The organism is Streptomyces sp. NPDC048664, from assembly GCF_040650555.1.
GTDB lineage: Bacteria > Actinomycetota > Actinomycetes > Streptomycetales > Streptomycetaceae > Streptomyces.
Map to the genome: position 1 here is coordinate 10,808 of NZ_JBEZHK010000039.1, position 14,680 is coordinate 25,487.

At 73.4% G+C, this 14,680-nt stretch carries 8 protein-coding genes; 1 reads left to right on the forward strand and 7 read right to left on the reverse strand.

Annotation, left to right across the window (positions count from 1 at the left end; genetic code table 11):
- Nucleotides 1-35 precede the first annotated feature (35 nt).
- The 5 genes from AB0C59_RS30850 to AB0C59_RS30870 all read right to left on the reverse strand — a co-directional run bounded on the left by AB0C59_RS30850 (nucleotide 36) and on the right by AB0C59_RS30870 (nucleotide 8,126).
- Entirely contained in the window at nucleotides 36-641 is a 606-nt protein-coding gene (locus AB0C59_RS30850) for an ATP/GTP-binding protein (protein ID WP_363010431.1), read from the reverse strand.
- The gene (locus AB0C59_RS30855) at nucleotides 622-4,284 is read right to left on the reverse strand and encodes a hydantoinase B/oxoprolinase family protein (protein ID WP_363010433.1); all 3,663 of its coding nucleotides are present in this window, start codon (nucleotides 4,282-4,284) and stop codon (nucleotides 622-624) included. The genes AB0C59_RS30850 and AB0C59_RS30855 overlap by 20 nt, the downstream gene beginning before the upstream one ends.
- Nucleotides 4,285-4,482: 198 nt before the next feature.
- On the reverse strand, nucleotides 4,483-4,878 hold the full coding sequence (locus AB0C59_RS30860; RefSeq protein ID WP_363010435.1) for a DUF742 domain-containing protein: 396 nt from the start codon (nucleotides 4,876-4,878) through the stop codon (nucleotides 4,483-4,485).
- Nucleotides 4,879-4,887: 9 nt separating this feature from the next.
- Nucleotides 4,888-5,328 carry a roadblock/LC7 domain-containing protein gene (locus tag AB0C59_RS30865; RefSeq protein WP_363010437.1) on the reverse strand — a complete coding sequence of 147 codons (441 nt, stop codon included), beginning with the start codon at nucleotides 5,326-5,328 and terminating at the stop codon, nucleotides 4,888-4,890.
- Entirely contained in the window at nucleotides 5,325-8,126 is a 2,802-nt protein-coding gene (locus AB0C59_RS30870) for a nitrate- and nitrite sensing domain-containing protein (RefSeq protein ID WP_363010521.1), read from the reverse strand. The genes AB0C59_RS30865 and AB0C59_RS30870 overlap by 4 nt, the downstream gene beginning before the upstream one ends.
- Nucleotides 8,127-8,547: 421 nt before the next feature.
- On the opposite strand from AB0C59_RS30870, the gene AB0C59_RS30875 reads away from it, so the two are divergent.
- Entirely contained in the window at nucleotides 8,548-8,997 is a 450-nt protein-coding gene (locus tag AB0C59_RS30875; RefSeq protein WP_363010439.1) for a hypothetical protein, read from the forward strand.
- 44 nt (nucleotides 8,998-9,041) lie between these two features.
- On the opposite strand, the gene AB0C59_RS30880 is transcribed toward AB0C59_RS30875, so the two are convergent.
- Entirely contained in the window at nucleotides 9,042-13,688 is a 4,647-nt protein-coding gene (locus AB0C59_RS30880) for a hypothetical protein (RefSeq protein WP_363010441.1), read from the reverse strand.
- 71 nt (nucleotides 13,689-13,759) lie between these two features.
- Nucleotides 13,760-14,647 (reverse strand): hypothetical protein, encoded by an 888-nt coding sequence (locus AB0C59_RS30885; RefSeq protein ID WP_363010443.1) that lies wholly within the window; start codon nucleotides 14,645-14,647, stop codon nucleotides 13,760-13,762.
- Nucleotides 14,648-14,680: the final 33 nt, after the last annotated feature.

The window sequence follows — 14,680 nt, forward strand, 5'->3', positions numbered from 1 at the left end:
ACCGGCGCGCGGCGCCGCGCCCGCCCGTCGCGGGCTCAGGTGGCGACGCTCTCGCTCGGGCCCGCCGCGTACACCATCGCGTGGCGGACGACCTCGATCAGCACGTCCTTGGCCGACTCGCGCTCGCGGGCGTCGCACAGGACGACGGGCACCCCCTCGTCCAGGTCGAGGGCCTGGCGTACGGCCTCGGCGGGATAGCGGGACGTGTCATCGAAACAGTTGACGCCGACGACGAACGGGATGGAGCGGCGCTCGAAGTAGTCGACGGCCGCGAAGCAGTCCTCCAGGCGTCTGGTGTCGGCGAGGACCACGGCACCGAGGGCGCCGGTGGCCAGTTCGTCCCACAGGAACCAGAAGCGGTCCTGGCCCGGCGTCCCGAACAGGTACAGCACCAGGTCCTCGCGCAGGGTGATGCGACCGAAGTCCATGGCGACGGTGGTGGTGTGCTTGCCCTCGACTCCGCTGGTGTCGTCGACCGGGCGTCCCGCTTCGGTGAGCACCTCCTCGGTGCGCAGCGGCCTGATCTCGCTCACCGTGCCGACGAGGGTGGTCTTGCCCACGCCGAAGCCGCCGGCCACGAGGATCTTGAGCGTGACGGGCTCCACCGGAGGCTTGCCGCGCTCACTGCGCCCGAAGATCATCGTTCTCTTCTCCTGCTCGATGGGTGTCGGACGGTGGAGGGCCGTAGCCTCCGCCGCCGGGGGTTTCGACGACCAGTACGTCTCCGGGGCCCACGTCGGCCACGTCGCTGCCCGCCAAGGGCAGCACGGTGCCGTCCGCGCGTTCGACGCGGCCCGCCCCGAGTCGCCCCGGCTCGCCGCCGGCCATGCCGTACGGCGGGACCCTGCGGTGCTGGGAAAGAGTGGAGACGGTCATGGGTTCCAGGAACCGGAGGCGGCGGACAGCGCCGTCCCCGCCACGCCAGTGCCCGGCACCGCCGCTGCCGTACCGTACCGCGAACTCGTCCAGCAGGACCGGCAGTCGCCATTCGAGGATCTCGGGATCGGTCAGGCGCGAGTTGGTCATGTGCGTCTGGACGACGGACGCGCCCGCGTAGCCGTCTCCCGCCCCCGATCCGGAGGCCACGGTCTCGTAGTACTGGTGGCGGTCGTTGCCGAAGGTGACGTTGTTCATGGTGCCGGACCCCTCGGCCTGCACCTTGAGCGCCGCGTACAGGGCGCCGGTGATGGCCTGGGAGGTCTCGACGTTGCCCGCGACGACGGCCGCCGGGGGCTCGGGGGCGAGCAGGGAGCCCGGGGGCACGATGATGCGCAGCGGGCGCAGGCAGCCGTCGTTGAGGGGGATGTCGTCGTCCACCAGGGTGCGGAAGACGTACAGCACGGCGGATCGGACGACCGACAGGGGCGCGTTGAAGTTGGTGTCGAGCTGTGCCGACGTGCCGGTGAAGTCGACGGTCGCCGACCGGTCGGCGCGGTCCACCCGCACCCGGACCCGGATGACGGCGCCGGAGTCGGTCTCGTAGGCGTACTCGCCGTCGTCCAGGGCGTCGATGACCCGGCGCACCGATTCCTCGGCGTTGTCCTGGACGTGCTTCATATAGGCCTGGACGACGTCGAGACCGAAGTTCTCGATCATCCTGCCCACCTCGTCCACGCCCTTCTGGTTGGCGGCGATCTGGGCGCGCAGATCGGCGAGGTTGGTCCGGGGGTCGCGGGAGGGGTGGGGAGCCTCGCTCAGCAGACGGCGCGTCTCCTCCTCGCGGAAGCGGCCGTTCTCGACGAGGAGCCAGGTGTCGAAGAGGACGCCCTCCTCGTCGATGGTGCGGCTGTGCGCGGGCATCGAGCCGGGAGCGGTGCCGCCGATCTCCGCGTGATGGCCGCGCGAGGCGACATGGAACAGGATCCGCCGGCCCTCCGTGTCGAACACCGGGGTGACGACGGTGACGTCGGGCAGATGCGTGCCCCCGTGGTAGGGGTCGTTCACCGCGTAGGTGTCGCCGGGGCGCATCCGGCCCTGCCGGCGCTGGACGACCTCCTTGACGCTGGTCCCCATGGAGCCCAGGTGGACGGGGATGTGGGGGGCGTTGGCGACCAGGTTGCCCTCGGGATCGAAGAGTGCGCAGGAGAAGTCCAGGCGTTCCTTGATGTTGACGGACTGGGCCGTGGACTCCAGCCGTGCGCCCATCTGTTCGGCGATGGACATGAAGAGGCTGTTGAAGACCTCCAGCAGGACCGGGTCGGGCTCGGCGGCGCGGGCGCCTGACTCCGTGCCGGCTTCCCCGTCGGTTTCCGTGTCGGGTTCGGAACTCTCCGTGACCGCCGTGCGTTCCATGACCAGATGACCGTCGGTGGTGGCTGTGGCTCGCCATCCTTCGTCCACGACGGTCGTAGCGCCGTCCTCGGCGATGATCGCGGGGCCGGTGACCTCTTCGCCGGGAGGCAGCCGCTTCCTGAGGTGGAGGGGGACGTCGCGCCGGACGCCGCCCGTGTGGAGGCGTGCGGACCCGGCCGTGGCGCGCCGGCCCCGGTAGGGGGCGAGGGCGGAGAGATCAGGGGGGTCGGTGATTCCGGTGGCTTCCACGGAGAGGGATTCGATGACCACGGGGCGGTCGAGCGTGAAGGAGTACATGACGCGATGACGTTCTTCGAAGTCCCGTCGCATCGCGTCGGGGTCGGCCAGTTCGACGGTCAGCGTGGTGTCGGTGCCGTCGTAGCGCAGGTGCGCCCGGCGGGTGACTTGGACGCGGGCTTCGGGGATCCGCTCGGCACGCAGTTCGGCGCGGGCCGCCCGCTCCAGGTCGTCGGCCGTCCGCAGGACGCCGGGCATCGCGTCGGACGCGAGGGGGGCCTCGACGGACTGCTCGCGCATGGCCGTGGTGTCGGCCAGTCCCATGCCGAGGGCGGACAGCACCCCGGCCATGGGCGGCACGAGGACGGTGCGGATGCCGAGGGAGTCGGCGACCATGCACGCGTGCTGGCCGCCCGCTCCGCCGAAGGTGGTCAGCGCGTAGCGGGTGATGTCGCGGCCTTTCTGCACGGAGATCCGCTTGACCGCGCCCGCGATGTCGGCGACGGCGATCCGCAGGTAGCCCTCGGCGACCTGTTCGGGCGTGCGGTCGTCGCCGGTCCGCTCCGTGATCCGGGCCGCGAGTTCGGTGAAGCGCCGGCGGACGAGCGCGTCGTCCAGGGGCAGATCTCCGCCGGGGCCGAACACGGCGGGGAAGTGTCCGGGCTGGACGCGGCCCAGCATCACATTGGCGTCGGTGATGGTGAGCGGTCCACCGCCCCGGTAGCAGGCGGGCCCGGGGTCGGCTCCCGCCGAGTCCGGGCCCACGCGGTAGCGGGAGCCGTCGAAGTGCAGGACCGAACCGCCTCCGGCGGCCACGGTGCGGATGTCGAGCATGGGCGCGCGCAGCCGGACCCCGGAGATCTCCGTGGTGAGGACGCGTTCGTACTCGCCGGCGAAGTGGGACACATCGGTGGAGGTGCCGCCCATGTCGAAGCCGATGACACGGTCGTGGCCGGCGAGCTGCGACATCCGCGCCATGCCGACGATGCCTCCCGCCGGCCCGGAGAGCACGGCGTCCTTGCCGCGGAACTGCCCGGCCTCGGCCAGTCCGCCGTTGGACTGCATGAACATCAGCCGAACGCCCGCGAGTTCGTCGGCGACGTGCCGCACGTAGCGGCGCAGGACGGGCGAGAGGTAGGCGTCGGCCACGGCGGTGTCGCCGCGCGGGACCAGTCTCATCAGCGGGCTGACCTCGCTGGAGAGCGAGATCTGCGGGAAGCCGACGCGCGCGGCGAGTTCGCCGACGGCCCGCTCGTGGGCGGGGTGCATATGGCTGTGCAGGAGGACGACGGCCACCGCGCGGATGCCGTCGTCGTACGCCTCCTGGAGTGGGCCGGTCAGGGCGTGCGGGTCGGGTGCGCGCAGGACCGTGCCGTCGGCCGTGATGCGTTCGTCGACCTCGATCACCCGCTCGTAGAGCGGTTCGGGCAGACGGATCTCTCGGGCGAAGATGCTCGGGCGGTTCTGGTAGGCGATGCGCAGGGCGTCGCGGAAGCCGCGGGTGATGAGGAGGAGGGTGCGTTCGCCCTTGCGCTCCAGGAGGGCGTTGGTGGCGACGGTGGTGCCCATGCGGACGGACGCGATCGGTTCGTCACCGGCGAGGAGTTCGCGGACTCCCGCGACGGCCGCGTCGGCGTAGCGGTGAGGGTCCTGCGACAACAGCTTGCGGGTGAGCAGCCGGCCGTCCGGGCGGCGCGCCACGATGTCGGTGAAGGTGCCGCCGCGGTCGACCCAGAACTGCCAGCCCGTGGTCACGTGCGTCTCTCCGATCGTGCTGTTCCCCACCCTGTCCGCGGGATGCCGGGCACACCGCGGACGGCCGTCGACGAGCGCTCGGATCATAACGGGCGGGCCGTCACCGTCCCGGACCCCGCACGCGGGGGCCGTGGCGCGCCACCCGTCCCGCGTAGAGGGGTTGCCGCGCGCTCCCCCGGAGCGAGCGGCAACCCCGGCTCACAGGGCCCGCAGACCGTTGATCACATCGCGCAGGATGCTCTCGTCCACGAGTTCCGCGGGCGGGACGGGACGGGTGACGTGCACCAGTTCCTCGTCCACGAGGTCTCCCACCAGGACCCGTACGACACCGACGGGCAGATCGAGTCCCGCGGCCAGCTCGGCGACGGACTGGGGCGTGTCCCGGCACAGTCCGACGATGTCCAGGTGTTCCGGCGACAGCGTCGGGTCGACCCCAGGTCCTTCCTCGGGGGACTCGGCGACGACCACGGCGATCAGGTCGAGCCGGTGCTGTGCCGCGTGGCTGGTGCGCCCCCGCGTCATCGCGTACGGCCGGACCACCGGTCCGGCCTCGTCGTCGAACCAGTGGCTGCTTCCCCGATCGTCTCCGCTCATGCCCTCTCACTACCCGCCCGAGGGCACATCGGTGCGTGGAGCGGAGCCCAGATGTACGCCGACCCGCCGGACCAGCAGCGTCATCTCGTAGGCGACCTGGCCGATGTCGGCCTCGGCGTCGGAGAGGACCGCGAGGCAGCTGCCGTCCCCGGCGGCCGTGACGAACAGATAGGCCTCGTCGAGTTCCACGACGGTCTGGCGAACGCCACCGACCTCGAAGTGCCGGCCCACGCCCTTGGCGAGGCTGTGGAATCCGGAGGCGACGGCGGCCAGGTGCTCGCCGTCCTCCCGGCTCAGATCCTTGGAGACACCTGTGGGCAAGCCGTCGCTGGAGAGCACGATCGCTTTGCGGATACTGGCGACACGCTCCACCAGGTCGTCGAGGAGCCAGTTCAGCTCTCCCGTCGCCTTGCCGGCGGCGCCCGGTCCTGCGGCCTTCGGTGCGGTCATCGACCGTCTCCCTTTGTCGTTCCTCGTGCTGAGCCGTCCCGGGCGTCGTCGCCGGCGGCGTTTTCCTCGCGTCCTCGCTGCCAGCCTCGCTGCAACGAGGCGAAGCGGCTTCGTACGTCATCGGCGTCGCGCTCGGCGGGTTCCGTCCGGTCCGCGGTGCGCGGCCCCTCCCGTTCCGTGCGCCGGTCGGGGCCGTCCCGCAGCTGCGGGGCCAGGCTGGCCTGCCGGACACGGCGGGGCAGTGCGCCCGTGTCCGGTTCCGCCGGACCGTGTGCCGGGTTCTCGTTGGAGGGGGCGTCCTCGGCGGTCGCGGGGGGACGGGTGCGGCGTCGCTGCGGCAGAGCCGGTGTCTCGGCGTTCCCGGCGACCGGGCCCACGCCGAGGTCGGGGGTCTCCCCCGCGCGACCCGGTCGCGCCGCGGCGTCCCGGGGCCCGGTGAGGTGGCGTTCGCGCGCGTCGGGGTCCACTTCGCCTCCTGAGCGCCGCGGTCCCTGCCCGGTCACCGGGCGGCCGTGCGAGCTGACGAGTCTGGGGGTGCCTCCGCGCCGGGGCAGCGGGATCGGGGCACCCGAGTGCCCGGTGTCGCCGGAGCGGGCCGGTTCACGGCCGGTGCCGTGCGCCGACTGGTGTTCTTCGCCCGGGGACGGGGGCTCGGCGAGGAAGCGGCGCGGGCGGAAGAGGCCGCCGCGTTCGCTGTCCTCGCTGTCCAGGGCGCCGGGGAAGTCGTCGATCGCGTCCAGGGCGACGGGGGCCTCCAGCTCGACCGGACCGTCCAGGATCGAGGCGGGCATGCCGGGCAGTTCGCCGAGCGCCTTGGAGCGCGCCGCGACGGGATCCGGCGCCGTGCCCGGTTCGGCCGCGCGCTGCGGGCGGTCGAGGCGGAAGCCGAGGCCGTTGGTGTCGGAGATCTCGTCCGTCAGCAGGGCGTCGGGAATGAGGACGACCGCCGTGGTCCCGCCGTAGGGGGAGGGCTGGAGGGAGACTCGGACGTTCTGGCGCTGCGCGAGCCGGCTGACCACGAACAGCCCGAGCCGGTCGGTGTCCGAGAGTTCGAACTCGGGGGTCTCGGCCAGCCGCAGATTGGCGTCCAGGAGTGCCTCCGCCGCCATGCCGAGGCCGCGGTCGTGGATCTCCAGGGTGAACCCGTTGGCGACGCGTTCGCCGACGACCTGGACGGCGGTGTGCGGAGGCGAGAACACCGTGGCGTTCTCCAGGAGTTCGGCGACCAGGTGGGTGAGGTCGGCGACCGCGGGTCCGGTGACGGCCAGCCGTGGCAGTCGCCGCACCTCGATGCGTTCGTAGTCCTCGACCTCGGCGACGGCGGCGCGCACCACGTCCATGAGCTGGACGGGTTTGCGCCACTGCCGGGAGGGGGCGGCGCCGGAGAGGATGACCAGGCCCTCGGCGTGGCGGCGCATACGCGTGGTGAGGTGGTCGAGCCGGAACAGGTCGGCGAGTTCCTCGGTGTCCTCGGTCCTTCGCTCCATGGTGTCGAGCAGGGTGAGCTGCTTGTGCAGCAGGACCTGGCTGCGCCGGGCGAGGTTGACGAAGACCTCGGAGACGCCCGCGCGCAGTTCGGCCTGTTTGACGGCGGCCTCGACCGCCGCGCGCTGAAGGGTGTTGAGGGCCTGGCCGACCTCGCCGATCTCGGTCTTGTCGAACTCGAGTCGCGGCACCTCGGTCTCGATGTCGACCTGTTCGCCCGTCGACAGCCGCCGCATCACGCTGGGCAGCCGCACCCCGGACGCCTCGTGGGCCTCCCGGCGCAACCGGCGCAGATCGCGGACGAGGTCACGGCCGACGCGCACGGAGATGAAGAGCGAGAAGAGGACGGCGCACAGCCCCAGGACGCCCGCGACGGCGGCCTTGGCGATGACGTTCATGGCGTAGGGGCGGACGCGTTCGTGATACCGCTTCTCCGCCGACGTGCTCATGCTGTCGAGTCGGGTGAGGGCCCCGCCGGCCACCTCGTCCCAGCCCTTGGCGGTCACGCCCTTGGGGGTGCCGGGGGCGGCGGAGACGGCGTTCTGCTCGGCCACGCGCAGCGCGGCGGTGTCGGCGTTGTTCCAGTAGCGCTGGAAGCGGTCGCGCTCCGCGTCCGGGAGCAGCGGCAGACTGACGTCGTACATCACCTCGCGCTGGGCGACGAGGTCGGAGATCTCACGGATCTCCTCCCGGGTGGTCCGGCCGTCGACCAGTGCCGAACCGAGGAGCGCGTCCTCCCGGGAGAGCAGTTCGCGGGCGCGGAAGACGCCCACGAGGGCACGCCCCTGCTCGTCGACGTCCACGTTGTCCAGGACGTGCAGGCCGGTCAGGAGGGGGAAGCAGGGGTCGACCAGGCGATCGTAGAGGTCGAGGGCCTGGGAGCGGTCGACGGTGCCGTCCTCGACGCTGCGGCGCAGGGAGCCGATGCCGTCCAGGGCGTCCAGGGCCGTGGTCAGGCGTTCGGCGGTGTCCGGCCCCATGTCGTCCCGCACGTCCGGGTCCTTGCCGTTGCGGCGGAGTTCGGCCACGACCTTGTCCGTGGCGACGCGGCTGCGGTGGAGGGCGGCGAGGGCGTCCGAGGCGCGGGGGTCCGCGAGGTAGACGAGCGTTTGGCGGCGTTCCTGCTGCAGGACGCGCACGGTGTCCTCGGCGGGGTAGCCGACCTTCTCGACGGTGTGCGAGACGTGGAACAGCGACTGGGCCTCGCGGCCGGTGAGCACCGTGGCGAAGGCCCAGATGGCGGTGAGGGACAGCAGCGGCACGAGAAGCAGCGCCACGATCTTCCGGCGGATCGACTTCCCGCGAAACCGCATGGCCTCCCCCAGCTCGGCCCCCTCCGGACGGGGGGTACACATGTCCGACAACAAACGGCGCGAGCCTACTACCGACTGGTGAATATCTCGAAGGGGTGGTCGGACGTGAGGTCCGTGTACGGCGCCCAGGACATGGGCAGTTGTCCTGCCATTACGGGAGATTGCCTCCCTGCCGGTGAGGGCGCCCGGGTCCCGTCCGGAGCGGTGTCCGGCCACTTGACCGGAAATTCACGTCTGCCGGGAATCTTCACGGACGCCCGCTCGTCTTCTCAGTACGGGAAACGGGGGGCGGAATCGGCCGCAGGAGCCGCGTGCCGCGCTCAGGTGGCGTAATGGGGCGTAAGCCGGGCAGCCACTGAGGAGCCGGGGTCGGGTGACGGCGGGACGAGTAGGTCCGTGGGCGGTGGGGAGTGACGAGTCGATGAGCACGGCAGAGCGGCACGGGGCGGCAGTGGCAGGGCGGGGGGACGAGCGGCGGGCCTATCGGCCCCTGTGGGTGGAGGAGTCCGCGCGTCGTCGTCGGCTGCCGGATCCCGTGCGCACGTCGGCGGTACGAGCGGTGATCATCATCGCGGTCACCCTGATCCAGGCGGTGGTCGCCCTCCTGTGCACGCTCACGGGGTCGTGGCTGGCCTTCCCCATGGTGCTGAGCAGCGTCGCGAGCACGGTGGTGGCCACCTGGGGCGTGCTCGACGTCTGGATCACGCGTCAGGTGTGGTACCAGCGCTACGGGGTGGTGTCGGCCCCGAGCAGCACGGCCCGCACCCTGCGCCGCGAACGCCGGACGGCGCGCCGCCACGCGCGGGCCGCGCAGCGACGCCGGGAGCGGATACGCCGGCAGGGCGGTGCCGGGCGGCTGTCCCACCCCTGACACCCCTGACCTGCCCGGCCGCCGCGGCGGCACCCGGGCATCCGCTACGGGGCGTCCACGTTCGGGCGCCTGAACATCCGGGTCGCGGTGATCTCGCTGTGTCCCGCCTCCTCGGCCTGGGCCTGTTGCGGCAGGCCCGGCCGAAGGTGCTCCTCGACGCGGATGTACTTCAGTCCGGCGCGCAGGTCGGCGTCGTTGCGCAGCCTGATGACCAGCGGGAACTCGGCGAGCGCGGTCGTGTCGAACAGACCGGTCGTGTAGAGCAGCTGCACGCCGAGGGCGTCGGACACGGCCCGCTGGAGTTCCAGGAGGTAGGTGGCGTTCGCCCGGCCGATGGGGTTGTCCAGGAAGAGGGTGCCCGCGTGACGGTGCTTGTCGCGGCCGCGGTCGTTGCTGCGCAGCGCCGCCATCGTGCAGTACAGGGCGATGGCGGCGGTGAGGAGCTGGCCACCGGAGAACACGTCGCCCATCTGGCCGACGGGGACGCGCTCGGCGCGCAGCACGGCGTCCGGTTTGAGGATCTCGACGGCGACGCCCTTGGGTTGGAGGGCCGCGCTCACCCCTCGCAGCAGCAGTGACATGCCGTCGCGCCGGAGGTCGGAGTTCTTCTTGACGGCGGCCCGGGTCGCCTCGTCGATGACCTCGCCCAGGCGTTCGGCGAGAGTGGCCTGGTCGGGTTCCTCGAAGCGGATGCGCAGGAACTCCTGCCCGGACCACTCCCCCAGCCCCTCGGGGAGCCGGGAGAGCCGCTGGGCCGACCGCAGGGTGGCCAGCGACGACTCGACCAGTCCCCGCAGCCGGTCCACGATCGAGTCGCGGTTGCGTTCCAGTTGCGCCAGCTCGTCGGTCAGTACGCGCAGCCGGGGGGCGAACGCCTCCGCCCACTTGTGGGCGTGCTCCGGCAGCGCGGACGCGGGAAGTTCCCGGATCTGCTGGCGGGCGGGGGTGCGGACCTGCTCGTAGCGCGTGGAGTTGGCGTGCCGCACGAGCACGTCGCAGGCCTCGCGGACGGCCGAGTCCGCCCCGGACAGGTCGGAGGCGCAGCCGCGCAGGGACCTGCGGGCCTCGGCGGCGCTCTGCCGGGCCTCTTCGAGGGTGCCCGGGTAGGGCTCGAGGTCCGGGCGCTCCTCGTCGGGGGCGTGCTCGCGCAGCAGGTCGCGGAGCATGGCGGTGATCTCGTCGAAGCCGCCGGCCGCGTCCTCGGCGGCCCGGTGGGAGGCGAGGAGCTCGGAGTGGGCCTCGCCGGCCGCGTCGAGTTCGTCGGTGCGGGCGGCGAGTTCACCGGTCGCCGCGCGCAGCAGGGTCTGCGCGTGCTCGGTGTCCCGGGGCTCCTGCTCCTCGGGGAGTTCCGTGTGGGCCTCGCCGTCGGCGGGGGCGTGCCGCTCGGCCTCGCCGCGCAGTCGGCCCAGGTGCTCGCTGGCCGTGGACATGCGTGTCTCCAGCAGCTGGACCAGTTCCTCCGCGCGCGCGGAGGCGGCCTGCCGGGACGGGCCGTCGGAGCCGTCCGGGGACGCGAGGAGCTGCTCGGCCCGTGTCCGCACCTTGTTGCTCAGCCGTTCCAGCTCGGCGACGGCGGCGGACTCGTCGCTCTCGGCGCGCGCCTGCTCGGCACGCAGGTCGGCGCCGACTCCGACCTTCTCGTAGAGCTGGGAGGCGGCACGGTAGGCCTCGCGCAGGGTGGGGAGGGCCGCTCCGGGCTGCTCGCTCCCGTCGTCCGCGTCGGCCGGCATGTCGTCGGGGGCGCCCGCGATCTCCGCGCGTTCGGCGCGCAGGGCGCGTGCGGTGCGGCGGGCGTCGTCGGCGGCGCGCTGCGTGGCGCGGCGGTCCTCGTCGGCGGCGCGGGCGCGTTCCAGGAAGGACTGGGCGCGGGCTTCCGACTCCAGGGCCTCGTCGGCCAGTTCACGCAGCCTGACCTGCCACCCCGCGCGCTCGCGCAGCCGGAAGGCGAGCCCGGCGAGCGCGTCGGCGACGCGCCTGGCCCGCTGCGCCGTTTCCTGCCGCTCGTCGCGCGCCTGGGCCGCCTGTGCGGCTGCCTCGTCAGCCTCGGCGCGGACGGTGCGGGCCTCGGACAGTTCGCTTTCGCTCTCCTCGGCGAACGCGCGTGCCTCGCGGGCGGTGGCGGCGAGTTCGGTGAGCCGCCCCCGGGGGCAGCCGGTGCGCCAGGAGGCGAGTCGGGCGGCCAGTTCGCGGTCCTTGCCGAGCCGTGCGGCCAGCGCCCGGATCTCCTCGTCCCGTTCGCCGGCGCGGGCGCGCAGGGCCTGCCGCTCCTCGTCGGCGGCGTGCTCGTCGTGCATGGCCGGGTTCGGGGGCACGAGGAACACGTCGCCGGCGCCGTCGGCCTCGAGGGCCGGGGCGAGCAGCGCGGCGGCCGTGCCGACGGCGACTGCGGAGCGCGGCAGCAGCGCGGCGTCGCCGAGTGCTTCACGGGCCCTGACGTGCGCGTTCGGGTCGGTGATGATCACGCCGTCGACCAGTTCGGGGCGGGCGGCCAGCACGCGCGCGTGGTCGGTGGGGTCGACGGCCTGGGCCAGGTAGCGCCAGCCGGGAAGCGCGGGGATGCCGTGCTCCCCAAGGAACTCGACGGTCGCCAGGACGTCCGGGCCGGGCGGGAGCAGTCCGCCGTCGCCGAGGGCGCCGAGGATGCGCGCGTCGTCGGCCGCGGCTGTCCGCAGCTCGAAGAGCTGGCGTTCGGCGAAGGAGACGGAGCCGTCGAGCAGTTCGCGCAGCTCGTCGGCGAAGCCGTCCAGTGCGTCGGCGTCGAGTGCGCTCTCCTCGGGCGCCGGTTCACCGGGCGGGGGCGTGCTGCCGTCGCGGCGGGGGCCGGGCACCCGGCTCCGGGCGCCGCCGTGGGACAGGCTCAGCAGTTCCGCGAGCCGCTCCTCGCCGGCCAGGGTGCGGGCGGCCCCGTGCTCGGCCTCGTGGGCCCGCTCGGCGCCGGTGGCGGCGTCCGCCGCGCGGGCCGCCGTCAGTTCGGCGCGCGACTCGGCGGACGCCGCCTCGCGCGCGTGCTCGAAGGCCCGGCGGGCCGTCTCGCGCGCCATGTCCCAGGCGGCGACGGCCGTCTTCTCGGCGTCGCTCGCGGCGAGCGCGGCCCGCGCGGGGTCGGCGTCCGGCGCGCTGTCGTCCAGCCAGCCCGCGCGCACCGCCTCGGCGGTCTCCTGCTCGACCTCGTCCAGCCGCTGGCGCAGGTGGCCGACCTCGCTGCGGGCCCGCTGCGCCTCGGTGGCGGCGGCGGTCGAGTCGCGGTAGGCGGCCTCGCCGGATTCCTGGAGGGCGGCGGACCGCTCCTCCTCCTCGTTGGCGAGGGTGTCGGCGCGCTCGGCCGCGGCGTGCAGGGCCCGGACGAGGTCGACGGCCGCCTTGGCGCGGGCGGCGAGCGCGGGGGCGGCGTCCCGCTCGGCCTCCCGGATGGCGGCGGACACCCGGACGGAGCGGTCGGCGGCGGCGCGATGGCGCAGCACGGCCTCGGCGGCCTGCCAGGCGGAGTGCAGCTGGCGGGCGTCGGCGAGTTCGCGCTTCTGCGCGGCTGCGGCCTTCTCGGCGCCGGCGAGCGCCAGGGAGGCGTGGCGGTAGGCGAGTTCGGCCGCGACGAGGGAAGCTCGCCGGCGGGCGCCCTCGGCGTGCGTGACCGCGTAGGCGGCGGCCGTGACCCGCCCGGCGAGGTCGGCCGCCCGCACCCGCTCCCGCACCCCGCGCGCGGCGAGCCGGTGTGCGAGGGCGCGGGTGCGCCGCTCGGCTCCCGCGTGGACGTCCCGTGCCCGTGCCCTGGTCCCGGCGGCGTCCACGATGCGCCCGAGCAGGTCCACCGACCCGGCGGTGAAGTCGCGTTCGGCGATCAGCTCGGCGCGTCGTCCCAGCTTGTTGCCGAAGCCGCTGACGAGGTCCGCGAGCCCGTCGGTGTCCCGGGTGTCGGTGACGGCCCGCAGGAGGAGGTCGGTGAAGTCGGAGTCCTTCTTGACCGCGAACAGGCCCGCCGCCTCACCCTCGTCGGCGTTCATCTCCCGCTGGTAGCGGAAGAGTTCGGGGTCCAGGCCGAGTTCCGTCAGGTGCTCGTTCCAGCGGTCGTGGATCTCCTCCCAGTGCACTTCGAGATGCGGGTAGGCCTTGCCCGAATCCGTGAGGGCGTCGCGGAAGCCCTTCATGGTCCGGCGCCGGCCCGCCGCGCCCGAGGCGCCCTCGACGGGCGGTCGTACGGCGGTGGACTCGGCGACCGGCAGACTGTCCAGGCTGAGCCCGGGGCCCGGCCGGAAGGAGTACCAGGCCTCCGCGAACTTGCGGGGATCGCCGGAGACCTGGCGCCCGCGCCACTCGCTCACCTTTCCGACCACGACGCACTCGCCGGTCAGTGTGTGCTGCCACTCCAGGGCGACGTGGCCGCAGTCGTCGGCGAGCAGGAACTTGCGCAGCACGCCGGAGCTGGCGCCGCCGAGGGTGTTGCGGTGCCCCGGCAGCATCACCGAGAAGATCAGCTTGAGCAGGACGGACTTGCCGCCGCCGTTCTCCAGGAACAGCACACCGGCCGGTGCGGGGCGGCGCGGCGGTCCGACGGGCTCCTCCTCGAAGAACTCCGCCTGGGCGGGCGCGGGGTCGGGCACCGGGTCGCCCACCCCCCGCAGGTCCAGAACGGTGTCGGCGTAGCGCGCGCCGGCGGGCCCGATGGAGTAGAGGCGGACCCTGGACAGCTCGTACATGGCGGCGGACTCTCGTCGTGATTCGTGCTGGGTGTTCTGGACGGCGTGGGGAGGTTCTGGGGCCGTGGGCCTCAGGCGCTCCCGGAGTGGAACGGCAGACCGGCGTCGGCCACGAGTTCCAGGTCTTCGGTGTGTTCGGCGGGCAGCAGGGTGGCGGTGCCGTCGGTGACCGGGACGACGCCCAGTTCGAGGAGTTCGGCCATGGCGGCACCGCCCGCCATGTCGCGCACCTGGAGCTGGTAGCGGGCGGTCGTGCGGTAGGTGCCCCCGTTGTCGTCGCCCGTGCGCTGGAGGAAGCCGGAGTCCGTGAGGAACACGACGGCCTTGCTGACGATGCCGGTGGTCGAACCGGCGAGCCGGCGCGCGTCCTTGGTCGCCCCGGTCGCGCTGCGTCGGGCCCAGATCCGCCAGGCGGCCTCCAGGCCCGGCGCGTCGGTCGCCGGGTCGGTGTTCTCGCCGTGGTCCTCCGCACGCTCCTCCAGTCGGCGGCAGGCCTGCCGTACGAAGGCGTCGACACCGTTGACGCTGACCCGCCCGATGTATCCGTCGTCGGCCAGGTCCTCGGGGCGCGGATAGGCGAGGGCGGCGACGGCGAGATGGGCGAGGCCGTGCAGGAAGCGGTCACCGGAGTCGGTCGAGGCGCGGCGCGCGTAGTCGCCCATCCGGACGGCGAACACCGAGTCCTCGGCGGCGGTCACGGCCATGCCCGCGCGCGGGGACACCTCCAGCACGATGAGCCCCAGCCCGGTGGCGACGGCGTCGGCGAGCCGGGCGAAGGGCGGGTCCTCGCGGTAGCGGCGCAGCAGCTCCGCGTACTCCTGGTCGCGGGCGGGCTGCAGCTTCGGCTGGAGTCCGAAGGCGACGAGCCGGGCCGCGTCGGCGGCGTCGGCGGGGGTGACGGCGTGACTCACCGGCGCGGCGGCGGTCTCCGGCTCACTCCACTCGACGTGCTCGGTCACGGTTGGGGCTCCTTGGTACGGGGGGTGCGGGAG

Bases quoted from the DNA above. Each gene is read 5' to 3' on its own strand.
- AB0C59_RS30850 (WP_363010431.1), bottom strand. From the start codon at position 641: ATGATCTTCGGGCGCAGTGAGCGCGGCAAGCCTCCGGTGGAGCCCGTC.
- AB0C59_RS30860 (WP_363010435.1), bottom strand. From the start codon at position 4,878: ATGAGCGGAGACGATCGGGGAAGCAGCCACTGGTTCGACGACGAGGCC.
- AB0C59_RS30865 (WP_363010437.1), bottom strand. From the start codon at position 5,328: ATGACCGCACCGAAGGCCGCAGGACCGGGCGCCGCCGGCAAGGCGACG.
- AB0C59_RS30870 (WP_363010521.1), bottom strand. From the start codon at position 8,126: ATGCGGTTTCGCGGGAAGTCGATCCGCCGGAAGATCGTGGCGCTGCTT.
- AB0C59_RS30875 (WP_363010439.1), top strand. From the start codon at position 8,548: ATGAGCACGGCAGAGCGGCACGGGGCGGCAGTGGCAGGGCGGGGGGAC.
- AB0C59_RS30880 (WP_363010441.1), bottom strand. From the start codon at position 13,688: ATGTACGAGCTGTCCAGGGTCCGCCTCTACTCCATCGGGCCCGCCGGC.